Genomic DNA, 24422 nt, shown 5'->3' on the forward strand with positions numbered 1-24422 from the left:
ATCTTGATAGTAAATGTAAGTTTGCATCCGGTCGGCTGCCAACGTTGTATACAAATTACTGAATCTTATACCCAAATTACAGTTTTACAAATCCGGAATGAAAAAGATACATTTAAAAGCTTTATCTTTGTGACAGATCAAAACTGCAAGCCGTATGGAAGAAATTACAAAAATGGAAAGTATTGACCAGTATGACCAACTGTTCGGACTAGAGACTTTACACCCGTTAGTGAATGTAATCGACTTTTCGAAAGCGACAAAGACGGTAGAATACTACCGTATGAATATCGGATTCTACTCTCTGTTTCTGAAAGAAGCAAAATGTGGCGATCTCAGATACGGACGGAAATATTATGATTATCAAGAAGGAACCGTCGTCTGCATGGCTCCGGGGCAGGTAGTCGGGATAGACAATCGTAAACAAACCCCGCCCCGTACCAAATCTATCGGTCTTTTATTTCATCCCGATTTAATTCGGGGAACTTCTTTAGGACAGAACATCAAACACTACAGCTTCTTCTCTTATGAAGTGAATGAAGCATTGCATCTCTCCGAACAGGAAAAGGAAATTGTGACCGACTGTATTCACAAAATACAAATCGAGCTGGAACATGCTATCGATAAACATAGCAAACAGCTCATTGTCCGCAATATAGAGCTATTGCTCGACTATTGCATGCGCTTCTACGAACGGCAATTCATCACACGCAACCAAGCCAATAAAGACATCATCGTTAAGTTTGAACAGTTATTGGACGAGTATTTTCAAAATCAAGTTGCACTTACCGAAGGGCTTCCTTCTGTCAAATACTTTGCGGATAAAGTCTGCCTTTCCCCCAATTATTTCGGTGACCTGATCAAGAAAGAAACAGGAAAAACAGCACAGGAATACATCCAGTACCGAATCATAGAACTTGCCAAAGAACGGATATTGGAAGGTAACCAGACGGTCAGCCAGATTGCCTATGAACTGGGATTCCAGTATCCGCAACATTTCAGCCGGTTGTTCAAGAAGAATGTCGGATGCACACCAAACGAATATAAGCAACAGAGCTAAAACAGCTCCATAAATCAGGATATTATTTACGTCATGGGAGATAAAGTACTTAAATTAGGAAGTGTGCATCAATGCAATTGTTGCTTGGGAGGTAAGACACTGCACCCTCTGGTCAGTGTCATCGACCTCTCAAAAGCCGACCTATCATCCCATACAGATTTTAAATTCGGATTTTATACGATTCTGTTGGGTGAATGCAAATGTGAAGCATGCAGATACGGACATCAGTACTACGACTTCTCAGACGGAACACTTATCTGCCTGACTCCCGGAGAATCAATCAGCATGAAAGATAGTAACAACACGCGTCCTTCCAAGGGATGGATACTGGCGTTTCATCCCGACCTGATCTGTGGCACTGCCCTCGGAGCGAATATCCGTGACTATACTTTCTTCTCTTATCGCCCCGAAGAAGCACTGCATATTTCATTACGTGAGAAGCAGGTTATACTGGAGCTTCTGGATAAAATAAACCAGGAACTGCAACGCTGTATCGATTGCTATAGCCAGAAAATTATTTCTAAATATATCGAACTATTGCTCGATTATTGCGAACGCTTCTACGAACGCCAGTTTATCACCCGCAATGAAGCAAACAAACAGATTATCGGACGGTTCAATCGTCTTTTAGATCATCATTTCCATACGATACAAAGTCAATCCGCCGACCTTCCTACCATTGAAGATTGTGCCGGAAGCCTCCATTTATCTCCTGCATATTTTAATGATTTGCTGGAATATGAAACAGGAAAATCATTTAAAGAATATCTCCAGTTCAAACGTTTCGAAACAGCTAAAGACTGGCTGATAAATACTGATAAGCCGCTTAACCAGATAGCGCAGGAACTCGGCTTCCGAAATGCTCAGTATTTTAGCCGCCTGTTTAAGAAGATGACCGGCTGCCCACCGAATGATTTCAGAATGCCTAACTGATTTATATGCTCTTCTTCCAGATGACTCTAGAACAGAAGAGAACCTTTAATAAAAATATATTTGAGACTTCAAATTCTTAATCAATGTTATAAAACATACGAATTATCTTGGATCATTTGCTAATATCACAGAAGTACGTATCTTTGCACTGTGTTTTTCATAGTATTAGATTTAAGGTTAACAAAGGTTGGAGCAAGGCGTTGCTCCTTTTTTTATGTCTATATGCGAACTATTGGACTTACAGATATAGAGAATTACATTATTTTTCGGTAAATTTGCAGAAACACTTATTAAAAAGATACATCCGGATTACATTTTGATTATATAAATCAAAAAGTATTCTTTTTACGTTATATATCAAGAAGTAATTTTAATTCTGACAAAACAATGAAAACAGAGCGGAAATATTATCATTTGATAAAATCAGTTATCGTCATACTGTTCCTTTCTTTTGGCATGACTTCATGCGAGAAGGAAGATCCTGTTATAGTTCCCACAGAACAGACAGTATTCATGTATCTCCCGTGGTCTACTAACCTTACATCCAATTTTTATCAGAATATCAGCGACTTGGAAAGTGTAGTCGGAAAAAATATACTGAAGAATGAACGGGTGATTGTCTTCATGTGTACTACAGCAACGAAAGCCACTCTTTTCGAACTCACCTATGAAAATGGTAAAAGCGCACGTAAAACTCTAAAGGAATATACAGACCCTGCATATACAACGGCAGAAGGTATCACATCCATCCTCAATGACGTTCAACGCTATTCTCCTACCAAACGTTACGCAATGGTTATCGGCTGCCACGGTATGGGATGGATACCCGTATCAAACTCCAAATCGCGTAGCGGTCTCCGTACCAAGATGCACTGGGAGTACGAAAATGTACCAATGACACGTTATTTCGGAGGACTGGAACCTCAATATCAGACTGATATAACAACACTTGCCAAAGGTATTTCCAATGCAGGACTTAAAATGGAATATATATTATTCGATGACTGCTATATGTCGAGTGTAGAAGTAGCCTATGATCTCAAAGATGTGACTGATTATCTGATAGGGTCTACAAGTGAAGTGATGGCGTACGGCATGCCATACGCCGAAATTGGTCAATATCTGATAGGAAAAGTAGATTATGAGGGTATCTGTGACGGTTTCTACTCCTTTTATTCCAATTATAGCGAAATGCCATGCGGAACAATTGCTGTCACTGATTGCTCCGAACTTGATAATCTGGCAGCTATTATGAAAGAGATTAATCATCAATATACGTTTGATTCTTCATTAACCAGTTCCTTACAAAGATTAGACGGATATAATCCGGTCATCTTCTTTGATTATGGTGACTATGTTTCAAAATTATGCCCCGATAAAACTTTGGTAGCACAATTCAACGAACAGCTCAATCGCACAGTGCCATTCAAAAGAAATACAGAATATTTCTATTCTATGAGCAGAGGTAAAGTGAAAATAAATACATTTTCCGGCATTACAATCTCCGATCCGAGTACTAACAGGCTTGCTTCAGGAAAAAAAGAAACAGCATGGTATGCAGCTACCCATTAATATCTCATATCTCTAATAAGAGTATATTACTTTTGCTTAAAGTTACCGAGATGTATTTCTCATAACATAAAGATATATTTCTTATAGTATAAAAGAGTAAGCCCGAAAATCTCTTAATAAAAATAGAATCGAGATTTCAAATTCTTAATCAATGTTATAAAACATACGAATTTTCTTGGATAATTTGCTAATATCACAGAAGTACGTATCTTTGCATCGTGTTTTTCATAGTATTAGATTTAAGGTTAACAAAGGTTGGAGCAAGGCGTTGCTCCTTTTTTTTATGTCCGTACTTCATCTTCTACCTAAGATCAATGTTATATACTTGAAATTATTTTCTACTTTTGTGAGAATAAATACAGAAAACCATACTTTTAAACCCAAACGTATTCAGATGACTGAAACGAACGATAACATAAAAAATAATCCATGAAGAATATACTGATCATCGGTGCAAACGGATTCACCGGACGCCAGATACTGAATGACTTATCAAATAAGGAACAATATAACGTAACAGGATGCTCCCTGCATCCGGACATCCTTCCAAATGGTGACGGTAAATATCATTTCGTCACAACAGACATACGGGATGAAGCAGCTATCAAGCATCTCTTTAAAGAAGCACAACCCGATGCAGTCATCAATTGCTCTGCCTTATCCGTCCCCGATTATTGTGAAACACATCATGAAGAGGCTTATCTTACAAACGTTACAGCAGTAGAGCAATTGGCATATCTCTGCGAAATATACAAAAGCCGATTCATCCACTTATCTACAGATTTTGTTTTTGACGGAAAGATAGATGAAAATTCCGGGCAACTTTATACAGAAGAGAGCCTCCCCGCTCCGGTCAACTATTACGGTTTCACCAAATGGAAAGGAGAGAATAGGATTGCCGAAATCTGCAGTAACTACGCCATTGTTCGTGTAGAGATTGTCTACGGGAAAGCACTGCCGGGACAACATGGAAATATTGTACAGCTCGTGATGAATCGTTTGAATGCAGGGCAAGAGATCCGTGTGGTGTCCGACCAATGGCGCACCCCTACCTATGTCGGTGACGTATCGGACGGGGTGCAACGTCTGATAGAGAACACTGCCAATGGTATTTTTCATATCTGTGGCGATGAATGTATGACCATTGCGGAAATTGCTTTCCATGTAGCGGACTGCATGAAACTGGACCGCTCACTTATCCATCCTATTACAACCAAAGATATGAAAGAAGCAACTCCCCGCCCCCGCTTTAGTGGGATGAGCATTGCAAAAGCCCGTACAATACTTGGCTACCGGCCACGTATGCTAAAAGAGATTCTCATGGAATGGGATAATTAACCGATACACAACCTTTCCCTTTTTAATTATTGCATATTTATTTTGAAAATATGCAATAACTTCTTATCTTTGCACCCAAATTAAGAAGTATAATAATGAATCAAACATTACAATTACATAACGCCACTATATTCCATGCGGAAATTCCCAATTTCTGCACGTCTTGTTGCGTGCATGTACATTGGTTCAGCGGATTCATCTAAATTCCCCTTCCCCATTTTTACTCAAACGGCCTACTGATTTATTCATTATTCACAGGCAGTACTTTCATCTGATTTTCAATAAGATGTGTATCTTTTTGGGGATTATCCATGCTATTTGTTAATTGTTTAACCTAACCAAATAAAATATATTACAATATGTTCTCTATTATATCTACCATGTTTTTGGGAATCGGCATCGGCTACGGATTGCGTAACTGGACTATTTTGCAAAAGACAGAAAAGACCATTTCTCTTACCATATTCCTGTTACTCTTTATCCTTGGAGTGTCCATCGGTTCCAATAGTCTGATTGTGAACAATCTCGGTAAGTTTGGATGGCAAGCAATCATTCTTGCCGTATCCGGCGTATTAGGGAGCTTGCTTGCTGCCCGACTTGTATTACAACTATTTTTCAAGAAAGGAGGTAAACAATGAAAGGAAGTCTCATCGTTATTGTTTTTTTCTGTGTAGGCTGCATCATGGGAGTTTTTAATAAATTCCAATTTGATACGCACACCGTTTCCATGTACATACTATACGCATTGATGCTGCAAGTAGGAATCAGTATCGGTTCTAACAAAAATCTGAAAGCGATCATCTCACATTTACACCCGAAAATGCTGTTGATCCCACTAGGAACCATCACCGGTACCTTACTGTTTTCTGCCTTAGCAAGTATTTTGCTAAGCCAATGGAGTGTATTCGACTGTATGGCAGTGGGAAGCGGATTCGCATACTATTCACTGTCTTCCATCCTGATTACCCAGTTTAAAGAACCGACCATCGGAATACAGCTGGCTACAGAGCTAGGCACAATTGCCCTGCTCACCAATATCTTCCGTGAAATGATGGCACTTCTGGGCACACCGCTCATCAAGAAGTATTTCGGGAAGCTAGCTCCTATTTCAGCAGCCGGTGTCAATTCAATGGATGTATTATTACCTTCTATCAGCAGATATTCAGGAAAAGAAATGATTCCTATTGCTATTTTACATGGTATTCTGATCGATATCAGTGTGCCTGTATTCGTCTCTTTCTTCTGTAACCTATAACCTGTAACTCACTATACAGGCATCCCCCTCTCTTACTCCTGTCAATTTCAAAACCGGAAATAAGAAAGGGGGATATCTCTTTAAATGATTTTATTAATGTCCCGCAGCCGCCAACACAAAGCGAATATCAGCATAAGAGACTTCATCTCCCAATGCGGCTTTAATAGCTACCACGCCCATAAATTCATGTGTTTCCAGATAATTCCGAACCTTCTTTATCTTATCAGCCGACACTACCTGCTCTAACTTTATTTTATTCTCACGGAGATAATGCTCCAAATGAGTAGCAATCGTCCCGGTCACCAGATCACGGGCTTTGGCTATCTCTTCGATCGTCATCCCCTGACAGAACATTTCGTAGCTCACCAGCTTTGTATCTTTCTTCTTCTCCTTTTGTCTCTCCTTTTTCTCCTGATGTTGCGCTGCCAACTTCTGCTCCCGTGCATTCTCTTCATTCGAAACAGAAGAAAATATCTCCGGTCGTTCCAGGTTATTCTCTTTCATGTATTTACGTACGATACCCAGAATTTCAAGCCCGTACTTCTCCACCCCTTTCGCTCCGAAATAAGGAATCGCTTCCAAAGCTCCCGGTGTATCAGGCAATAGATTTACAATACCCATCAGTGCCTTTTGCTGCATGATCACATAAGCCGGCATACTCACTTCACGTGTCTTTGCCGTCCTCCATTCCGACAGAGCACGATACAGTTCCGGATGCAAAATATCCGTCGGAACCTCCACTTTTACCTTTCCGGAATTGCCTCGGGTACGCTCCTTGCGCTCTCTTTTCTCCTTCGGAGCTTTGGCAGAAGAACCGGAAGAAGCAGTATCTCCTTCAAGACTCAACATCACTTTTGCTTTCCGTTTCAGATAGCCCGTGACAGTAAAAGCCTCTGTCTGCATCGCCTCCAAGAGAGACTCCTTAATCCATAAAGCATCATCCAATGCCTGCAAACGCTCATTTAGTTGCTTCCGCAATTCTTTATTGTCAAGAGGCATGCTCGTCTTATCATACAACTCACGGACAGGCTCTAACTCTTTACGGAAGTAGGCAGCTCCCGAGCAAATCCGCTGCTGCAATTCCTGATTTGTCGCATAATCCTCCCCTTCATTGATCAGACGCGTATACTGATTGCGGAAACGCTGGGAAACCTCCACTACTCTTTCCTTCACGTGAGAAGCCAATGCTTTATATTCGGCAAGCTGCTTCGGATAAAGTTTATAAAGGTCCTCATCCATTAAACGGAGCAATCGCTTGTATGCCTGATCCAATGAATAAAAGTTAAACAAATCACTCAGCAAATCATAAAAATATGCTTTCTGCATATCATTCAGTTGCTTGCTTCCCGGTTTATTCTGTTCCACATTCTTCGTAAAATCATCTACAATACGGTCACTGATTATCGCTTCTCTGCGCAAAGGAGTTTCCAGTACCATTCCTTCCAAGGTCTTGCAACGGCTCAACGCTACATACGTTTGGCCATGTGCAAAAGAGTTACGGGCGTCAATGATGGCCCGTTCAAACGTCAAGCCCTGACTTTTATGAATAGTGATAGCCCATGCCAGACGGATGGGATATTGCCGGAATACTCCTTCTATTTCTTCCGTAATTTCCTTTGTATCTTCGTTCAGCACATATTTATAATTCCCCCATTCTTCGGGCAGCAACTGAAAAACATACGTACTATCTTTTCCGCATACAGTCATCCCCTTTGCATCTACGCTTACCACTTCGCCAATCATACCGTTATAATATCGTTTTTCCGACGAAACATCGTTTTTGAGGAACATAATCTGTGCACCTTCCTTGATGGTCAGCACTTCGTCAGCAGGATACGAGTACTCCGGGAAATTTCCCTCTACCTCAGCCCGAAAGCTATAAGCCCGTCCGGGCAAAGATGCCAGTTCACGGTCATTCACCTGTTGTGCCTGATAGTTATGCGTTGTCAGCCGGATATAGCCTTCCTCCTTCCGGGGATGGAAGCCGGGCTGATAACGGCGGTTCAGTTCATTCAACACTTCATCATCCGCTTTATTCTCGCGTATCTTATTCAGTAAAGAAAGGAAGAAAGTATCACTCTGACGATATACTTTTTTCAGTTCAATCGTCATATATACTGTCTCTCTCAATGCACGGCTGGCAAAGAAGTAAGGTGTCTCATAGTGATTCTTCAGCAACTCCCACTCACTGTCTTTCACCACAGGTGCCAGCTGCTGCAAGTCTCCGATCATCAATAGCTGCACCCCACCAAAGGGCTTTTCACGGTCACGATAACGACGTAAAGCCGCATCCACAGCATCCAGCAAATCTGCACGTACCATACTGATCTCATCGATGACAAGCAGATCCATGCTGCGGATAATATTCCGTTTCTCTTTGCTGAAACGGTAGTGCATCTGGGCAGAATTGAAAGTCGTTTCCGGCACAAACGGCGCAAAAGACAACTGAAAAAAAGAATGAATCGTTACCCCTCCAGCATTGATAGCTGCAATCCCTGTGGGAGCCAATACGACCATACGTTTGGGTGTATGTTCTCTCAGTCGTTTTAGAAATGTAGTTTTTCCAGTTCCGGCTTTTCCGGTAAGAAACAGATGTGTGCCTGTATTTTCAATGAACTGCCAAGCAAGTTGTAGTTCCGGATTATTTTCCATGTCTCCTAAAATTTTCGGTAAAGGTACTGAATAGATTCCAACCACCGAAACTGAACATAAAGAAAACAAAGAGTCAGTAAGAAATATATCCAATTCGCATTCTTAACTATAAAGAATAATTATGTTGGACAGACAAACAAAAAATAGTCCCGGCTTCTTCTCGCTTGAAGAAAACCAGGACCGGATCAAATAAGAACACAAAGTCGTGTCACAGTTATATTAAAGTTATTTTCTTATTTTTGGGGAGACCGATATTCCTTATACCAATTCGTATGTTTCGCACCTCCAGAGTCGGCCCAATCTTTGAAATAAGGGTATTCCGTATCAATATTATGTGTCTCCGTTACCGGAACGAAATCCGACATCGGAATATCAATAGCAAATGGATAAGCTCCTTCACTATCAATGTAATAAGCATCATTACCAGAACCGATAAGCGATGCGTCAGCATAAGCTGTTGCCTCATGCTTGGGCAAATGCACTTCCGTCCGGTTCTTCTGATTTGCAGCATATCCTACGATAATATACGGATTATACACCTTCAGATTCTCTTTATTGAAAGAAGCCTTGTCGAACGTTCTGGTTATCGTATAGGTACCCACTTTCCCTTTAACAGCCTGTTTGACACTCCGGATTCCCTGACCAGTTCCGAGTTATCCGCACTATTTCCAAAGAATTGCATCATACGTTTGGTGAAAACGCCAATATCTTCAGCCCCTACCTTTCCTATGTGAGTAATATAACCGGGATTGGGATTATCATCAATATACTGATGCGATTGATCAACAATGTAAGAAAGCAATCCGCAATTTCCCCACTTACACAATGAGTATAAATTTGCACTGGAATTGATAGTATACGGTACACTACCTTTTGAAAAATTATAGGAGCGGGTTACTGCCTTTGTATTAGCAGATGGAGAGGTGATTTTACTCATATCCAGACTTGCCAAGCCGTCTTTCAAGTCCAGTTTTACGCATCGGGGTACTCCCCAACTTGATGTATACAAACAAATACTTTCTACGGAAGTCGGAATATTCATTTTTCCTTCATACTTTCCGTTTTTGTCTGTGTAGATTTTGAATAAAGCTTCGATTCCTTCTTTTTTAACCGATTCATTATCCACTGTTTCCATCGGATCTTCATCATATACTTCAAGAAGTGCAATGAGTCCCGGTAAGTCATAATTTACGGAAAGCTTCACATCGCCACGTGTTTCAAATCCGAAATATTCGCCAGGGTCCGGTACAGGGTCTTTCCCATAATTAGGATCATATAAATCTTTCTCCATACATCCTGCCAAGAGCCCACTAATAAATGCCGCTGTAGCAATAACACTTGAAATGTTAAACAATCGCTTGTGTGTCATAATCTATATATTTGTTTTGTTAGCTATTAAGACTTGGAACTTCCAAATATATAGATTATTTCACTGCCAGCCTCACAAATATTAAAAACGGAATACTGATTCCGAAAATAGTATTATCATGCAACAGACATTTACTGCATAGAACCACCCACAATATCCAACAATTCGTTTGTAATGGCCTGCTGACGACTCTTATTATATTGCTTCGTCAAATCTTGAATCAGCTCGTTCGCATTGTCCGTAGCCACTTGCATGGCCAATGTACGTGCAGCATGTTCCGAAGCGTTTGAATCTACAGCAGCCGTAAAGAGTTTCTGGCTCAATACCGTCGGAATCAAGTTAGCGATCAGTTCTTCCGCAGAGGGCTCGATGATGTAATCATTCGCTATTTCTCCTCCTTGTACTTCTTCTTCTTTTTCCTTCTCTTCCCCGTCCACTAGGTGTGTCAGGTCGATAGGCAAATAAGTTTCGCGAAGCAGAATCTGTACACCCATTGATTTGAAGTGATGATAAATCAGCTCCACCCGATCTATTTCTCCGGCGATGTACATTTTCATGAGGCGATGTGCCAACTCGGAAGCCTCCTGATACGAAGGTTTGTCAGAAAGCGTCGCAGAAGTTTCCTGTGGTTGGAATCCCAGACGTTTCGCTGCTTCATCCACCTTCTTTCCTACCGGGAATATCAGAATATTGTCCTGTCCCAATGTACGGAACTCACCAACCGTTTGTAGCAACATCTTAATGACATTCGCATTAAAAGCACCACAGAGCGATGTATTCGAAGAAAAGGCAACAATTGCCACCCGCTTCACTTCCCTTGCCTTTATGTAAGGAGATTCAATGGGAAGATCCGCACTCAGGAAGTTGGTCAAAATCTTGTTCAGCTTCCTTTGATAAGGCAACATATTCTCAATGGCTCCTTGTGCCTTATGTAGTTTGGCAGAAGCCACCATCTTCATTGCTGAAGTGATTTTTCGGGTACTCTTTACCGAATTTATTCTGGTTTTTACTTCTTTCAGTGAAGCCATAACTTTTTAAATTAAGAATGAAGAATGAGGAATGAAGAATTTACCGTGCAGTACCCATTTGGGTACTGACCGAAAAGAATAAAGAGGAAGATGGCAACGCTTTGACAGCGCAGCCCATTCTTCATTCTTAATTCTTCATTCTTCATTTCTATAAATATTGTTTGGCAACCATAGCGGCAGTCTCCTCGATAGCCTTGGTCACGTTATCGTCTATCACACCGGTTCTCAAAACATCCAGTACATCTTCCTGATGGTTGAGTTGCAGAGATTCGATGAAGCTGCGTTCGAAGTCCTGTACGTTTTCCAAAGGAACATCGTGGAGCAGACCGTGCGTACCACAATACAGGATAGCAATCTGTTGTTCCACCGGCATCGGGCTGTATTGGGGCTGAATAAGCAACTGAGCGTTCTTACGTCCCTTATCGATGGTCATTGCCGTAATAGGGTCCATATCACTGCTGAATTTGGAGAAAGCTTCCAGTTCACGATACTGCGCCTGATCCATCTTCAATGTTCCGGCCACCTTCTTCATTGCCTTGATCTGGGCGTTACCACCTACACGGGATACAGAGATACCGACGTTGATAGCCGGACGGACACCTTGATTGAACAAGTCCGTTTCGAGGAATATCTGTCCGTCGGTGATCGAAATCACGTTTGTAGGGATATATGCCGAAACGTCTCCTGCCTGTGTCTCGATGATAGGCAGAGCCGTAAGTGAACCACCGCCCTTCACGATGCTTTTCAAACTCTCCGGAAGATCGTTCATCTCGCGCGCCACATCCTCTTCCTTGATAATCTTTGCCGCACGCTCCAACAGACGGGAGTGCAGGTAGAAGATATCACCCGGATACGCTTCACGTCCGGACGGACGGCGAAGAATCAACGAAACTTCCCGATAGGCAACAGCCTGCTTTGAAAGGTCGTCATACACCACCAGCGCATGCCGACCGGTATCACGGAAATATTCACCGATGGCAGCACCTGCAAACGGTGCATAATACTGCAATGCAGCCGGATCACCTGCCGTAGCAGCCACCACAATCGTGTAATCCATCGCACCGTACTCGCGGAGCGTATTGACGATAGAAGCGACCGTAGATCCTTTCTGACCGATAGCCACATAGATACAGTACACCGGATCGCCTGCCAAGAAGTTATTGCGCTGATTGATAATCGTATCAATCGCGATCGAGGTCTTTCCTGTCTGACGGTCACCGATAATCAGCTCACGCTGTCCGCGTCCGATAGGGATCATGGCGTCTACTGCCTTCAAACCGGTTTGTAAAGGCTGGTTCACCGGCTGACGGTAAATCACTCCCGGCGCTTTACGCTCCAACGGCATTTCGTACAGCTCACCACCAATCAGCCCTTTTCCGTCGAGCGGTTCTCCCAACGGGTCGATAACACGTCCCAGCATACCTTCGCCCACACGGATAGAGGCGATGCGCTTGGTACGTTTTACAATAAAGCCTTCCTTGATTCTGTCGGTAGGACCCAGCAAAACGGCACCCACGTTGTCCTCTTCGAGGTTCATCACAATGGCTTTAATGCCGTTGTCAAACTCCAGCAATTCGTTGGCTTCGGCATTCCGCAATCCGTAGATACGTACCACTCCGTCGCTCACCTGGAGCACCGTACCGATCTCGTCAAGCTGCACGTTGGTATTGATTCCTTCGAGCTGCTTGCGCAATATATCGGATACTTCGCTTACTCTTATATTTTCAGACATTATACAATTCTCCTATTCTTATCAATAAACTGTTGTTTCACTCGTTTCAACTGCGTAGCAATGCTTGCATCAAGCCGATAATCGTTGATATCGAAGATGAAGCCCCCTTCTATCGAGGGATCAATCACAGTCTCCAGTTCCATCTGGGCATGCAGAATATGCGCTGCTGCGGAACGGATGCGGTTTTCCGTCTCCTTGTCCACCCGGACAGCCGTAATCAGCTTGCCTACTCCGATGTGTTTCAGTTTCCGGTAGAGGTCCAGGTACATCAGGCTGATAAACTGTAAATAGCCTTCGCGCCTGTTTCGCAGAACCAGCGTAATGAAACGGATAAACTCTCTGCTTGATTTACCGTCACCGTCGGCAGCCGTACATACCAGTACCAACTTATCCTTCATTGAGATGACAGGATTATCAAGCGCCTCACGCAAACCCGGCTGGGTACGAAAGCTGTGAGATAATATGAAGAACTCGTTGTAGAGTCTATCCTCCACACCTTTCTCCTGCGCGTATTCGATCATCGCTTTGGCATATCGCATTGAGAGTACTCCGACTTCCATTTTACTTAGTTCTTATTAGGGGTTAATACTTCATCCAGCATCCGGTCGATCATACCCATCTGGGATTCTTTGTCCTGAAGGTTCTTACGGAGCACCTTCTCGGCGATATCGACAGAAAGCACGGCTACCTGGCGACGGATGTCACGGATAGCTTCGTCTTTCTCTATCTGGATTTGTTGTTTCACTGCGTCAAGCTCCTTTTGCGCAGCTATCTCTGCTTGCTTACGGGCCTCATGAACAATCTTGTCACGTTCTTCCATTGCTTCCTTCAAGATCCGTCCTTGTTCCTTGTTGGCAGCAGCCACAAGCGCCTCGCCCTCCTCCTTCAAATGAGCTAACTGGGCGTTGGCTTCTCTTGCCACCTCCAAGGACTGATCGATATAGGTTTTACGGCCTTCCACCATCTTGATGATGATGGGAAAACCGTATTTTGCCAATATCACGAACACAACCCCGAATGCGACAAACATCCAGAACAACAGGCCACTATCAGGTAATAGTAATGACATAATTTTATTTACAATTTTACAAATTACAATTTACGATTTCGCAGCTGAACATTTCAGCACTGAAATCCATTAGAGGAAGAACACCAACAGACATACCACTACCGCCAACAAAGCCACACCTTCGATCAAGGCGGCGGCGATAATCATATTCATACGGATGTCACCCGAGGCTTCCGGCTGGCGTGCGATAGCTTCCATAGCCGAACCACCAATCTTACCAATACCCAAACCAGCTCCGATTACTGCAAGACCTGCACCGATAGCTGCACCTAATTTACTTACTCCTACTGCTGCTGCAGTGGCTTGTAACAATACTGATAGTAACATAATTTTCAGTTTTAAAATGGTTTATTTTCTCGTTTATTTATTTGCTCTCTATTCGCGTTTGTTCCGTAAATCGTATGTTTTACGTATTCATCGCATTCTATTCTTTTTTATTCAGTTCATTGATCCTCTGCCTTCACCTTTGCGCCTTCCTGTGCCAGTCCGATAAACACTGCCGAAAGCATGGTAAATACGTATGCCTGGATGAAAGCTACCAACAGTTCAAGCGCGTTCATAAAGATGTTGAACAGGACGGAAGCCACCGTCAGCGTACCGTTGAGCGCAGGTCCCATGCTTGCCGATATAAAGATCAGGCAAGTCAGTACCAGCATAGCCATGTGTCCCGCCAGCATATTGGCAAAGAGACGGATCATCAAGGCAAACGGTTTGGTGAAGATGCCGAAGAACTCGATGAAAGGCATCATCGGTACAGGCACTTTCAGCCACCAAGGCACATCCGGCCAGAAGATATCTTTCCAGTAATGCTTGGTTCCGAAGATATTGACTGCAAGGAAGGTACAGATAGCAAGCACCATCGTGATCGCAATGTTTCCCGTCACGTTCGCACCTCCGGGGAAGAACGGAATCAACCCCATGATGTTATTAATGAAAATGAAGAAAAACGCAGTCAGCAGATACGGAGCGAACTTCCGGTAGTTGGGTCCGACACAGCTCTTGATGATATCGTCGTTCACCATCATGATAAACATTTCCATGAATCCGATGAAGCCGCCCGGTGCCAATGCCCCCTGCGGACGTTTCCTGTACCAGTGCGCCACACTCAGCACAATTACCAGCAATAGCACACTGTTGAACAACAGAGCAAACGTCACTTTCGTTATGGAAATATCCCACGGGCGAACCTGCTCTCCGGCTGCATTGTACTCTACCAGCTTGCCTTCATACTTACTTCCTTCGGGAGCAATGGAAAGCCCTTCATACGTGCCGCCATTCTCAGCAAGACGGGAAGAAAGGAACGTGTGCCAACCTGTAGCAGAACTATAAACAATGATAGGTAATGGTATAGTAATGTGCGTTTTACCCCACGTTGTGATATGCCATTCGTATGAGTCGCCAATATGTCCGAACACGATCTCTTTTACATTGACCGTATTCTCCTTCTGCTCCTGCGGGGTCACATCTTCCTGCTGTTCCTGTGCTAAGGCCGGCAGACTGGCTACCGCCATCAGGCAGAGCAGAAATATCGGAGCTACTATGTTACGCAACTGTTTCATTTTTATTCTTATTTTTCTTTTTCCGTTTCAGGTTCACTTCAAAGGAGAAGAAGAACCACGTTTCATATATCAGATACAGCAGATAGAACGAGATAAATGTCAGCAAGAAAGCTCTGGCTTCTTCGCGCACTGCCAGACAATAGATCAGCAGCAGAATCAGCGAAAGAATCATCTTCATCATTTTCATGGCCAGATAGAGCAGCAACATCTTCTGCGGAGCATGCCGCCGACACGCATCGAACATATAAATACTGAACAAACCGAAAATATAGAAATAAACCGGTATAAACGGATATCCTCCGAAATAATGCCCCGGCAGGGCAATATGCAAGATCAGTGCACCCGCCGCTCCGCTCAGTATTGCAAACAGCGTATTCAGCCCGATAAAATTCCGTTTAGTCTTACTAATGTTCACCATGTCATTGTGTTTTTCTGCTGTACGTATAATCTATCTCGTCTTTTCGCTACGAGACGCACACCGAAGCCGCCCCGTCACTCATTTCTACAAAACCACCCTGAATATCCAGTGTATGCTCCTCGTCGTCCATCGTAGTATAAGCCAACGTTCCCGCTTTCAGCGATGAAACGATAGGCGCATGTCCCGGCAGGATAGAAAACGATCCTACCGTTCCCGGCAGTGTGACAATCTTCACTTCTCCGTCGAATACGCTCTTTTCGGGCGATACGATACTCAAATGCAGTTCTTTCATCCTATTCTTTTTTTATTTTTTCGCTTGTTCCAGCAAATTCTTGCCTTTCTCTATCGCTTCTTCAATGGTACCTACATTCAGGAATGCCTGTTCGGGGAGGTAGTCTACTTCACCGTCGAGAATCATTCTGAATCCTTTGATCGTATCTTCGATACCTACCATCACACCCGGAACGCCTGTAAACTGCTCGGCAACGGCAAACGGCTGTGAAAGGAAACGCTGCACACGGCGCGCACGGTTCACTACCAGCTTGTCTTCTTCCGAAAGTTCCTCCATACCGAGAATAGAGATAATATCCTGCAATTCCTTGTTGCGCTGCAAGATCTGTTTCACACGCTGCGCCACATCGTAGTGTTCCTGTCCCACGATGTGCGGGTCGAGGATACGGGAGGTAGAAGCCAACGGGTCGACAGCCGGATAAATACCCAGCTCCGTAATCTTACGGTCGAGCACGGTAGTCGCGTCCAGATGGCTGAAAGTCGTTGCAGGAGCAGGGTCCGTCAAGTCGTCCGCAGGCACGTACACCGCCTGTACGGAGGTGATAGAGCCTTTTCGGGTAGAAGTGATACGTTCCTGCATCGCACCCATTTCCGTGGCAAGCGTCGGCTGATAACCAACGGCGGAAGGCATACGTCCCAACAGAGCCGAAACTTCCGAACCTGCCTGCGTGAAACGGAAAATATTATCAATAAAGAACAGGATATCACGTTTCTCGCCCTCCTTACCGGCATCACGGAAAGACTCCGCCACCGTCAGTCCGGACAATGCCACAGAAGCACGTGCGCCCGGAGGTTCGTTCATCTGACCGAAAATCAAGGATACCTGCGACTTTTCCAGTTCGTTATAGTCTACTTTTGAAAGATCCCAGTCTCCCTTCTCCATACTTTCCTTGAAAGCCTCGCCGTAGCGGATAACGCCCGACTCGATCATTTCACGCAGCAAGTCGTTACCTTCACGGGTACGCTCGCCTACTCCGGCAAATACGGAGAATCCGTTATGTTTCTTGGCAATATTATTGATAAGTTCCTGGATAAGCACTGTCTTTCCTACACCGGCACCGCCAAAGAGTCCGATTTTACCACCTTTGGCATACGGTTCGAGCAGGTCGATTACTTTGATACCAGTGAAGAGTACTTCTTGCACAGTTGTCAAATCTTCAAATTTGGGAGGGTCACGGTGGATGGAATAGGCACCTGTACGATCGAGAGCCTTCATGCCGTCGATAGAGTCACCCACTACGTTCATCAGTCGTCCTTTAATCTGTTCGCCTATCGGCATCGTGATCGGGCCTCCGGTGGGATACACCTTCATGCCGCGCTGTAGTCCGTCGGTACTGTCCATAGCCACGGTACGAACCGTATTTTCGCCGATGTGTTGCTGAACTTCTACAACCAGTATTTTGCCGTTTGGCCTCTTTATCTCCAGTGCGTCGTGAATGCTTGGCAGCATTAACTCTGCATCCGAGCCTTCAAAGTACACGTCAACCACAGGACCGATTACCTGTGAGATATGTCCGATAATCTGTGACATAAGCAATCTTTATTTATATTATTCTTTCTTTTCCTATCGAATTTAGTAGCATGACAAGGAACGTTTCGCGTTTTATCTACTTTAATCTATTATACTAAACAGTTAAATTTAGCTTTTGTTCAATCACGCCCTATTTCTTTTTAACATTTTCTTTTTTACAACTGCTTTCCACGTTTTACAGATGTTTTACAGGCATTCTACAACCGCTTTGCAGGCGTTTCAAAGAAATGGTTAAATAAACAACTGCGCAAATGTAGAAACAAATTGGCATCGTTGTTCTTCCTTTTTCATTATTTGTCGTTCAATAACACTTATTAGACCAACAATGGCTACAAACACACCAATACAGACCTGTTTCAATTACGATTACACAGAAAAACACGACTGTTGCTTATAAAATATCAGAAAACTACATTTTACCCCTTAGTTTTCTTCTTCAACGGTTATATTCAAACACTTATAGAAGAGATAAAATAGTAGCGCAGACAACTAGTTTTGTGTTCGAGCACAAAAGAAAAACAGCCATTCACGAAGCTTTCCTGACAGTAAACGATTTCAGCCTTCCTCTTCCCCTTTTTTCTATTCTTCCTTAACAAAGATAAAAAGTGCATTTGGGGAAAGCTAATTTAAACCATGTGCTGTTGTATGTATGGCAAGCCGGCAAGAGGGTACGTTACTTCAAGAATTTTGCCGCATTGGGAAGAAATGGAAGAAGATAAATAAGCATAAAGTATTCTATGTGATAAAAAAAGAAGAAATTTGCAGCGTTATTAATCCTAAAAATTATGGTAAAAAAAACCTTTTGGCTTTTGCCGAAAAAATCGGCAACTTTACGTTAAACGTAACGATGGTAGATGAAGCAGGTAATCCGTTGACAGCAGATGATATCTCTCAATGTCACCTATCCGGATTCCCCATCTTATTTACTCAAAATGAATTACTTGAAGCACTTGCAAAAGAAATTTTCAAGCAACAGTTTATTTGGAAATCCGTACAGGAGAAAGACATCAAAGAGTGCAACAAAGAAGAACGGATCATCAAACAGATACCGTTGATGCCACGCTGTCCGGACTTGCTGAAACGGCTGTTCCATTGCATCGAAATCCGCGACGAACGCTCTCCGAGGCATGCCATAGCCTACAAGAGCTGTCTGGGAAAACTGGAGGAAATGGTGAAAGACCAATGGGACGATTGGAATAGAGAACAGTCAAAATAGTCGATGTGGTAAGAAAAACGAAAGTTGTATTTTTGCAGCCGGAAGCCCGTGATAACTACACCACCCGCTTCCGGCAACTAAAATATTTGATTTTAAATGAGAAAGTTCATGTACCAAGTGTCACTGTTTACCAACACTTGGAGTAAATCTTCCACAGCTATTTCCATAGAAGATTTTTTCGCAATGGTGCGCAACGGATATTGGAAAGTGCCCGTAGAAGGCCACCGCAATTGTTTGGCAAAAGACCGCAAACACGATGCACAAACCATCAAAGACAGCATGGCATGCGTCATCCCCGCAGGCGTATGCCACAAGGGACACGCAAAAAACAACCTTACCTCCCTATCACTCGCACTCTGCATCGACATCGACCATACGGACGAACAGACAAAGGATATTTTCGTACGTGCCTGCCTCCTCGAATATGTGCTGGGAGCGTTTATCAGCATTTCCGGACGTGGGGTAAAGCTGTTTATTCGTATAGAAATCGACGGAGCAAATGATTATCCTGCCATTTACGAAGCAACGGCAAAGCTCGTTTCCATCGTTCTCGGTGTAGAGACTGACGGAAAATGCAAGGATATCACTCATCCTTGTTTCGGTTCCTACGACCCGGAAGCATACTACAACGGTGACGCGAAGGCCGTCAACGGCTTTCTGCCGAACGGTGCGCTCACTCCACGCATCACCCACACTCCCGACACTTCCAGTTCTGACACCACCTACACTCCCGTCTCTTTCTCCAACGGACATCCGCCTGCAAAGGCGGGCAACCGGATTTCTGCCGTTCCCTTCGTACAGTCATACCTCACCCTCTACCCTGCCGCAACGGGCGACCGGAACGGAACCGTTTTCCGGCTCAGTTGCGCTGCCTGCAAACGCGGCATCGAACGTAACGAACTGACCACCGAATTGGTTCGCACCCTGGAAGAAGACAGCTTCCGCGAATCCGAAATCGCACGTACTGTAAAATCAGCTTACCAGAATGTAATGACTGCGGAAGAGACGGAAAGTTTCGAAAATCCTCCGTCAAATTCCAGTAAAGTCCAAAAGTCTCCTATAGGACTTTCAGAAAACGAGAATCCGGCAGAAAAGGAGGATGAAATCATCGGAGAAGAGCTCAGAGAACATACTCCGACCTTTCCTGGCGAAATTTACGATTTCATTCCCGCCATCTTTAAAGAGTGCGTCTCCATCGCAAGAGACGAGCGTGAAAGGGACGGACTATTGTTGTCATGCATTACCACTATAAGCAGTATGCTCCCCAGCGTAAACATCCGCTACAACCGACGGAATTATCAGCCGAACATCTACTGCATCGTCGTAGCTTCCTCCGGTGCCAACAAGAATCTCATCGGCTACGGAATCCGCCTGCACAAGCACTACTGTGAGTATTGGGAGAAGCAAAGCCTGAAGATCGAAAAGGAATACAAGAAAGCACTCAGAGACTACACCCTCTCCTTGCAGGCGGCACGCAAAAAGAATACTGCCGCCACTAACCTGCCGGACGAACCGGAGGAACCGAAGCTGGCATTTCCGCTTATCCCTGCCGACATCAGCCGGGCGCAGCTCATCACTCACCTCATCAACAACCAAAGTTGTTCTTCCCTGCTCACCAGTACCGAAGCCAGCAGCGTCAGCACAGCCCGCAACCAAGATTACGGGCACTTCGACGACATCCTCTGCAAGGCATTCGAGCACGAGCTGATCAGTTCGTCTTACAAAATCAACGGACGACATCCGCTGAAAGTCGAATATCCCTCCCTGTCGGCTTTTCTCACCGGCACTCCCTCCAGTCTCATTCTATTCATCCCAACCATGGAGACAGGACTGTACAACCGCTTTCTGATCAATACCTTCAGACTTCCGGCGGCATGGCAGGATGTGTTTGCAGAGGAAAAGGTGCGTGCAGACGATCTCTTTAACGAGTTGTCCATGCGCTTCGCACAGATGGCTTTATTCCTGAAAGATTCTCCTACGGAAGTAAAGCTGACAGATACACAGAAAAGAGAGTTCAACCGGGTTTTCACACAACTGCTCAAAGATACGGACCTGCTAGGTAATGATGACCTGCTGGGTGTGGTGAAACGTTATGGAGTGATAACGGCACGCATCTGCTGCATTTTCTCCGCCATCGACAAAGCAACCATGAGAATGGAAGTGCCCGAAATATACTGCTCGGACGAGCATTTCAAAGCGGCGCTCGCCATCGTGCTGTGTTGCTTCGAACATAGCAAACTGGTCAGTACTTCGGTAAAAAGCTCTGCCGAAGATACAAAACCGCTACAATCGCCCGATAATCTCTCGCGACTTCTGGCGAAACTCAAAAAGAGTTTTTCAGCCCAAGAAGCATGTACTTCGGGAGAGGAATTGAACCTCTCAAGAAGCACCGTTTATTACTTATTAAACAAAGGCATTAAAGCAGGGAGAATCAGCAAATTAGCTCACGGTTCGTATATTCTGAAAATCTAATATGGATTTTCCGGACTTTACTGGACTTTGAAATAAGCCCTATCAGCAAATCAGGATTAGCTATTAGCAAAAACAAATTAGCTAATAGCTAATCGAAATATGCTAATAGCTAATTTATTTTCCTCCTTGCAGACGGATGACTCATCGAAAAACAAATTCACGGCTCATCGAGAAACTTCACGATCAGCCTGACCTGCCTGGTACTATAAGCATGATCGTTTTTCCCTTCCCCACCGCTATACATGGCATCATTAAGTTCTTTATTATTCCTGATCCATCCCCGTAGTTTCTGCATGGCATAAATCAATGGCAAATGTGGATTGTATTTATGAGCCAGCTCCGACTTCAAATACGGACGAATAACAAACGGCTTTTCTTCCGCCTCTTCTCTTTCTGTTTTCATATCGTTGTTATTAAGTTCTTTCGTACTCCAAATATACTAAAACATATTCGCGCACACAAGGAAACAAGTAAAATAAAATCAATTGAAAACAAAGTAAATACGATCTGTATAAAAGTAACACAAAGTACGATAAAGTACATACAACTACCCCGGAAAATCAGAGTATCTTTGACACATCGAAAGAAAGAAACAGAGCTCATTCTCTCTCCCGACACTGATTGTCAAAACAACAATCTGTAATCATTAATCTATAAACTTTAATTTATCATCATGGCAATACCATTTAAAAGAGTGGGTCGCAAAGACCCGAGAAAAATTGACGGGGTGCTGAAGTACCACCCCCAACTGGTGACGATGGGGCAAAGTGTAGACCTCGACAGCATCGCCTACATCATGAAAGACAAGAGTTCCCTCTCTCTGGGCGATATCCAAAGCGTGCTGACCAACTATGTGGAAGCAATGCGGGCGGCGCTCTTCGACGGAAAATCAGTTAATATCAGAGACTTCGGCGTATTCAGCCTCTCTGCCCATACGTCGGGAGCAACCACCAAAGAAGACTGTACGGTGAAGAATATCAAGTCTATACAAATCAACTTCCGTCCTTCCAGCAGCGTCCGTCCCAACCTGACGTCCACCCGTGCCGGTGACAAGATCGAGTTTCTCGACCTCGAAGCTCCGAAAAAGAAGAAAGGTGACGGATCAGGCGAAGACAACAAACCCGGCGGCGGTGGAAACGAAGGTGGCGGAGGCGACGAGGAAGCTCCGGACCCAACCGTATAGCGGCAGCAGGTCATGAACCGTACAACAGGCATGAGAAAGATCAGTCTGATCGTGATTCACTGTTCCGCCACCCGTGAAGACAAGGAACTGACAGCCTTTGATCTGGACACGATGCACCGCCGCCGTGGATTCAACGGAACAGGCTATCACTACTATATCCGCAAGGACGGCACAACACTTCTCACCCGCCCTATTGAGCGAATCGGAGCGCATGTACGCGGATTTAATGCGGAGAGTATCGGAATTTGCTACGAAGGCGGGCTGGACTGCCGGGGACGCCCGGCAGATACCCGGACGCCGGAACAGCGGGCAGCACTCCGGCTGCTGGTGCATCAGTTGCAAGCGAAATTTCCCGGTTGCCGGGTGTGCGGTCATCGTGACTTGTCACCGGACCGTAACGGGAATGGAGAGGTCGAACCGGAAGAGTGGATCAAAGCGTGTCCATGCTTTGAGGTAAAGGAGGAAAGTTTTCAGGAGCAACCAAGCATTTAGTAATGATTCACTTAGTAATCAATCATTTTAAGAGTCGGAAAGGAGGTGTGTAAAGTTATGGCAGTCAAGAGATCCCTTTTGGATACCATTTTGAAAGTAGTCATCGCAGTAGCTTCGGCAGTGCTAGGAGCGTTGGGCGGTAATGCGATCAATCTGTAAGACCAGAGAAATAACAATGTTATAAACGTGAGAGAGAGGATGCAGTTTCAGACTTCTGCCCTCTCTCTTTTTTTATATCCAAGTACAGTATAAACGTTGATATTCTTCCTGAAAAAAGGAGTTAGATTCAGAAGTAGTAACGCAACCCGCCCAGCAGATTAAAGCGGGTGATTCCACAACGTTCATCTTCTTTCAGCAGCATCCAGTCCTGCTTGGGCATACTGCCGCTAACCCCGTTCAGGGTCAGACCGAGCCCCCAATTGGCGGAAAGCATATACTCCACTCCCACCATGGCATGAAAACCGAATCCGGCAGCATTGTAGAGGGGATCATGATAAAGGAAAACACCCATTCCAAGCCCCGATTTTAAGATCCATCTGTCGAACTTCGAGCGGCCTACCCACTCCGGAGCTATATAAGAAAGCGTCATATCTCCTCCATCGGAAAAAGACTTTCTGAAACCGGAATATTGCAGTCCGATTCCCATACCGTTGCTCCACGTATATTCGTAGCCGAGCTTCCACTCGATTCCTCCTTTCGAGTCTAAGGCCGCACCGTTGACATCGTACATCTTGCTGGTCACCCAACCATACCCGAAGCTCGCTTCGAACGTGTTGGCGGGTGCTCTCCGCTTTTCCTTTTCTTCTCTCACAGCCACCCGGCCAAGATCGATCATGTCTTGCACAGGATTTCCTTCGGTAGCATTCACCTTCGTATCCGTCAGGTGAAGCATTAAAGCGTTGATTTGATGGCAGGAACTTCCCCAAAAAGAAGGTTTCACATGTTCGGTAATGGCGAGCCCGTTTCCACCGTTCTTTCCGGTGGCTTCTTGTGCCAGACGCAGCACTTGATCGTATCGGCAATTTCTAGATGTACCCCGGTCTACAACAGAAACACTTCCGAGTGTTTCGGCTGTGTTGGGAACTGTATCTCCCGGTTCGATGACATAAACCGAATCTGCCGGAACGGGATTCGGATAGGTTCTTACAATATGAGTGACCACTTTAGGCGAACAGGAAGTCAGTAATAGAATAGCAGTAACTGCTAATAGTTTAGTCTCTTTCATGTTTTTCATTATTAGCTATATAAAGGAATA

The 24422-nt window shown here is 44.3% G+C and carries 25 protein-coding genes; 11 read left to right on the plus strand and 14 right to left on the minus strand.

Going from position 1 to position 24422, the window contains the following annotated elements; all coding sequences use genetic code 11:
- Positions 1 to 154: 154 nt before the first annotated feature.
- The 6 genes from BLW31_RS11825 to BLW31_RS11865 all read left to right on the plus strand — a co-directional run bounded on the left by BLW31_RS11825 (position 155) and on the right by BLW31_RS11865 (position 6155).
- A complete protein-coding gene (locus tag BLW31_RS11825) occupies positions 155 to 1057 on the plus strand; it encodes a helix-turn-helix domain-containing protein (RefSeq protein ID WP_010538175.1) in 903 nt (300 codons plus the stop codon).
- 33 nt (positions 1058 to 1090) lie between these two features.
- A complete protein-coding gene (locus BLW31_RS11830; RefSeq protein ID WP_010538176.1) occupies positions 1091 to 1990 on the plus strand; it encodes a helix-turn-helix domain-containing protein in 900 nt (299 codons plus the stop codon).
- A gap of 387 nt (positions 1991 to 2377) precedes the next feature.
- Positions 2378 to 3562: a clostripain-related cysteine peptidase gene (locus BLW31_RS11840; RefSeq protein WP_010538177.1), complete on the plus strand. Its 1185-nt coding sequence runs from the start codon at positions 2378 to 2380 to the stop codon at positions 3560 to 3562.
- Positions 3563 to 3991: 429 nt separating this feature from the next.
- Positions 3992 to 4900: an SDR family oxidoreductase gene (locus BLW31_RS11850; RefSeq protein WP_010538179.1), complete on the plus strand. Its 909-nt coding sequence runs from the start codon at positions 3992 to 3994 to the stop codon at positions 4898 to 4900.
- A gap of 359 nt (positions 4901 to 5259) precedes the next feature.
- The gene (locus tag BLW31_RS11860; protein WP_010538180.1) at positions 5260 to 5538 is read left to right on the plus strand and encodes a LysO family transporter; all 279 of its coding nucleotides are present in this window, start codon (positions 5260 to 5262) and stop codon (positions 5536 to 5538) included.
- On the plus strand, positions 5535 to 6155 hold the full coding sequence (locus BLW31_RS11865; RefSeq protein WP_008761396.1) for a LysO family transporter: 621 nt from the start codon (positions 5535 to 5537) through the stop codon (positions 6153 to 6155). The genes BLW31_RS11860 and BLW31_RS11865 overlap by 4 nt, the downstream gene beginning before the upstream one ends.
- Positions 6156 to 6248: 93 nt before the next feature.
- Here the strand turns inward: BLW31_RS11865 and BLW31_RS11870 are convergent, their stop codons facing one another.
- From BLW31_RS11870 to atpD, 12 genes are all read right to left on the minus strand, one after another.
- A complete protein-coding gene (locus tag BLW31_RS11870) occupies positions 6249 to 8807 on the minus strand; it encodes a helix-turn-helix domain-containing protein (protein WP_010538181.1) in 2559 nt (852 codons plus the stop codon).
- Positions 8808 to 9040: 233 nt separating this feature from the next.
- Positions 9041 to 9409, minus strand: coding sequence for an LruC domain-containing protein (locus tag BLW31_RS25160; RefSeq protein ID WP_022300873.1), 369 nt, complete (start codon positions 9407 to 9409; stop codon positions 9041 to 9043).
- A complete protein-coding gene (locus BLW31_RS11875) occupies positions 9391 to 10176 on the minus strand; it encodes a DUF8469 domain-containing protein (protein WP_373169312.1) in 786 nt (261 codons plus the stop codon). Before BLW31_RS11875 ends, BLW31_RS25160 begins: the two co-directional genes overlap by 19 nt.
- A gap of 131 nt (positions 10177 to 10307) precedes the next feature.
- The gene (locus BLW31_RS11880; protein WP_010538182.1) at positions 10308 to 11204 is read right to left on the minus strand and encodes a F0F1 ATP synthase subunit gamma; all 897 of its coding nucleotides are present in this window, start codon (positions 11202 to 11204) and stop codon (positions 10308 to 10310) included.
- A 148-nt stretch (positions 11205 to 11352) separates the two neighbouring features.
- Positions 11353 to 12936 carry a F0F1 ATP synthase subunit alpha gene (gene atpA, locus BLW31_RS11885; protein ID WP_010538183.1) on the minus strand — a complete coding sequence of 528 codons (1584 nt, stop codon included), beginning with the start codon at positions 12934 to 12936 and terminating at the stop codon, positions 11353 to 11355.
- Positions 12936 to 13496, minus strand: coding sequence for a F0F1 ATP synthase subunit delta (locus BLW31_RS11890; protein ID WP_010538184.1), 561 nt, complete (start codon positions 13494 to 13496; stop codon positions 12936 to 12938). Before BLW31_RS11890 ends, atpA begins: the two co-directional genes overlap by 1 nt.
- Positions 13497 to 13501: 5 nt before the next feature.
- Complete coding sequence (gene atpF, locus BLW31_RS11895; RefSeq protein WP_008761391.1) at positions 13502 to 14005, minus strand: F0F1 ATP synthase subunit B; 504 nt, start codon at positions 14003 to 14005, stop codon at positions 13502 to 13504.
- A gap of 69 nt (positions 14006 to 14074) precedes the next feature.
- On the minus strand, positions 14075 to 14332 hold the full coding sequence (gene atpE, locus BLW31_RS11900) for an ATP synthase F0 subunit C (protein WP_004295758.1): 258 nt from the start codon (positions 14330 to 14332) through the stop codon (positions 14075 to 14077).
- A gap of 116 nt (positions 14333 to 14448) precedes the next feature.
- Entirely contained in the window at positions 14449 to 15564 is a 1116-nt protein-coding gene (gene atpB, locus BLW31_RS11905; RefSeq protein ID WP_010538185.1) for a F0F1 ATP synthase subunit A, read from the minus strand.
- Entirely contained in the window at positions 15548 to 15982 is a 435-nt protein-coding gene (locus BLW31_RS11910; protein ID WP_010538186.1) for a hypothetical protein, read from the minus strand. Before BLW31_RS11910 ends, atpB begins: the two co-directional genes overlap by 17 nt.
- Before the next feature lie 46 nt (positions 15983 to 16028).
- The gene (gene atpC / locus BLW31_RS11915; RefSeq protein ID WP_010538187.1) at positions 16029 to 16274 is read right to left on the minus strand and encodes an ATP synthase F1 subunit epsilon; all 246 of its coding nucleotides are present in this window, start codon (positions 16272 to 16274) and stop codon (positions 16029 to 16031) included.
- Between the two features lie 12 nt (positions 16275 to 16286).
- A complete protein-coding gene (gene atpD, locus BLW31_RS11920; protein WP_010538188.1) occupies positions 16287 to 17804 on the minus strand; it encodes a F0F1 ATP synthase subunit beta in 1518 nt (505 codons plus the stop codon).
- A gap of 739 nt (positions 17805 to 18543) precedes the next feature.
- On the opposite strand from atpD, the gene BLW31_RS11925 reads away from it, so the two are divergent.
- Both BLW31_RS11925 and BLW31_RS11930 read left to right on the plus strand, forming a co-directional pair.
- The gene (locus BLW31_RS11925) at positions 18544 to 19020 is read left to right on the plus strand and encodes a hypothetical protein (RefSeq protein ID WP_231945965.1); all 477 of its coding nucleotides are present in this window, start codon (positions 18544 to 18546) and stop codon (positions 19018 to 19020) included.
- A 96-nt stretch (positions 19021 to 19116) separates the two neighbouring features.
- Entirely contained in the window at positions 19117 to 21492 is a 2376-nt protein-coding gene (locus BLW31_RS11930; protein ID WP_074759565.1) for a DUF3987 domain-containing protein, read from the plus strand.
- Between the two features lie 157 nt (positions 21493 to 21649).
- Here the strand turns inward: BLW31_RS11930 and BLW31_RS11935 are convergent, their stop codons facing one another.
- Positions 21650 to 21895 (minus strand): DUF4248 domain-containing protein, encoded by a 246-nt coding sequence (locus BLW31_RS11935; protein ID WP_010538191.1) that lies wholly within the window; start codon positions 21893 to 21895, stop codon positions 21650 to 21652.
- 270 nt (positions 21896 to 22165) lie between these two features.
- Here BLW31_RS11935 and BLW31_RS11940 point away from each other — a divergent pair, with 270 nt between their 5' ends.
- Genes BLW31_RS11940 through BLW31_RS24470 form a run of 3 tightly spaced genes read left to right on the plus strand, consistent with a single transcriptional unit; the run spans position 22166 to position 23326 of the window.
- Positions 22166 to 22675, plus strand: coding sequence for an HU family DNA-binding protein (locus BLW31_RS11940; RefSeq protein ID WP_022302198.1), 510 nt, complete (start codon positions 22166 to 22168; stop codon positions 22673 to 22675).
- Between the two features lie 30 nt (positions 22676 to 22705).
- Entirely contained in the window at positions 22706 to 23167 is a 462-nt protein-coding gene (locus tag BLW31_RS11945) for an N-acetylmuramoyl-L-alanine amidase (protein ID WP_029425572.1), read from the plus strand.
- A gap of 57 nt (positions 23168 to 23224) precedes the next feature.
- The gene (locus tag BLW31_RS24470) at positions 23225 to 23326 is read left to right on the plus strand and encodes a smalltalk protein (RefSeq protein ID WP_157998590.1); all 102 of its coding nucleotides are present in this window, start codon (positions 23225 to 23227) and stop codon (positions 23324 to 23326) included.
- A 127-nt stretch (positions 23327 to 23453) separates the two neighbouring features.
- Here BLW31_RS24470 and BLW31_RS11950 read toward each other — a convergent pair whose 3' ends face one another.
- Positions 23454 to 24392 carry an outer membrane beta-barrel protein gene (locus BLW31_RS11950; RefSeq protein WP_010538194.1) on the minus strand — a complete coding sequence of 313 codons (939 nt, stop codon included), beginning with the start codon at positions 24390 to 24392 and terminating at the stop codon, positions 23454 to 23456.
- Positions 24393 to 24422: the final 30 nt, after the last annotated feature.

Origin of the sequence: Bacteroides faecis MAJ27 (genome assembly GCF_900106755.1) — a bacterium.
Lineage (GTDB): Bacteria > Bacteroidota > Bacteroidia > Bacteroidales > Bacteroidaceae > Bacteroides > Bacteroides faecis.

What these genes read in the sequence shown, in the direction of transcription:
- BLW31_RS11825 (WP_010538175.1), top strand. Translation starts at nt 155, where the DNA reads ATGGAAGAAATTACAAAAATGGAAAGTATTGACCAGTATGACCAACTG.
- BLW31_RS11830 (WP_010538176.1), top strand. Translation starts at nt 1,091, where the DNA reads ATGGGAGATAAAGTACTTAAATTAGGAAGTGTGCATCAATGCAATTGT.
- BLW31_RS11840 (WP_010538177.1), top strand. Translation starts at nt 2,378, where the DNA reads ATGAAAACAGAGCGGAAATATTATCATTTGATAAAATCAGTTATCGTC.
- BLW31_RS11850 (WP_010538179.1), top strand. Translation starts at nt 3,992, where the DNA reads ATGAAGAATATACTGATCATCGGTGCAAACGGATTCACCGGACGCCAG.
- BLW31_RS11860 (WP_010538180.1), top strand. Translation starts at nt 5,260, where the DNA reads ATGTTCTCTATTATATCTACCATGTTTTTGGGAATCGGCATCGGCTAC.
- BLW31_RS11865 (WP_008761396.1), top strand. Translation starts at nt 5,535, where the DNA reads ATGAAAGGAAGTCTCATCGTTATTGTTTTTTTCTGTGTAGGCTGCATC.
- BLW31_RS11870 (WP_010538181.1), bottom strand. Translation starts at nt 8,807, where the DNA reads ATGGAAAATAATCCGGAACTACAACTTGCTTGGCAGTTCATTGAAAAT.
- BLW31_RS11875 (WP_373169312.1), bottom strand. Translation starts at nt 10,176, where the DNA reads ATGACACACAAGCGATTGTTTAACATTTCAAGTGTTATTGCTACAGCG.
- BLW31_RS11880 (WP_010538182.1), bottom strand. Translation starts at nt 11,204, where the DNA reads ATGGCTTCACTGAAAGAAGTAAAAACCAGAATAAATTCGGTAAAGAGT.
- atpA (WP_010538183.1), bottom strand. Translation starts at nt 12,936, where the DNA reads ATGTCTGAAAATATAAGAGTAAGCGAAGTATCCGATATATTGCGCAAG.
- BLW31_RS11890 (WP_010538184.1), bottom strand. Translation starts at nt 13,496, where the DNA reads ATGGAAGTCGGAGTACTCTCAATGCGATATGCCAAAGCGATGATCGAA.
- atpF (WP_008761391.1), bottom strand. Translation starts at nt 14,005, where the DNA reads ATGTCATTACTATTACCTGATAGTGGCCTGTTGTTCTGGATGTTTGTC.
- atpE (WP_004295758.1), bottom strand. Translation starts at nt 14,332, where the DNA reads ATGTTACTATCAGTATTGTTACAAGCCACTGCAGCAGCAGTAGGAGTA.
- atpB (WP_010538185.1), bottom strand. Translation starts at nt 15,564, where the DNA reads ATGAAACAGTTGCGTAACATAGTAGCTCCGATATTTCTGCTCTGCCTG.
- BLW31_RS11910 (WP_010538186.1), bottom strand. Translation starts at nt 15,982, where the DNA reads ATGGTGAACATTAGTAAGACTAAACGGAATTTTATCGGGCTGAATACG.
- atpC (WP_010538187.1), bottom strand. Translation starts at nt 16,274, where the DNA reads ATGAAAGAACTGCATTTGAGTATCGTATCGCCCGAAAAGAGCGTATTC.
- atpD (WP_010538188.1), bottom strand. Translation starts at nt 17,804, where the DNA reads ATGTCACAGATTATCGGACATATCTCACAGGTAATCGGTCCTGTGGTT.
- BLW31_RS11930 (WP_074759565.1), top strand. Translation starts at nt 19,117, where the DNA reads ATGAGAAAGTTCATGTACCAAGTGTCACTGTTTACCAACACTTGGAGT.
- BLW31_RS11935 (WP_010538191.1), bottom strand. Translation starts at nt 21,895, where the DNA reads ATGAAAACAGAAAGAGAAGAGGCGGAAGAAAAGCCGTTTGTTATTCGT.
- BLW31_RS11940 (WP_022302198.1), top strand. Translation starts at nt 22,166, where the DNA reads ATGGCAATACCATTTAAAAGAGTGGGTCGCAAAGACCCGAGAAAAATT.
- BLW31_RS11945 (WP_029425572.1), top strand. Translation starts at nt 22,706, where the DNA reads ATGAGAAAGATCAGTCTGATCGTGATTCACTGTTCCGCCACCCGTGAA.
- BLW31_RS24470 (WP_157998590.1), top strand. Translation starts at nt 23,225, where the DNA reads ATGGCAGTCAAGAGATCCCTTTTGGATACCATTTTGAAAGTAGTCATC.
- BLW31_RS11950 (WP_010538194.1), bottom strand. Translation starts at nt 24,392, where the DNA reads ATGAAAGAGACTAAACTATTAGCAGTTACTGCTATTCTATTACTGACT.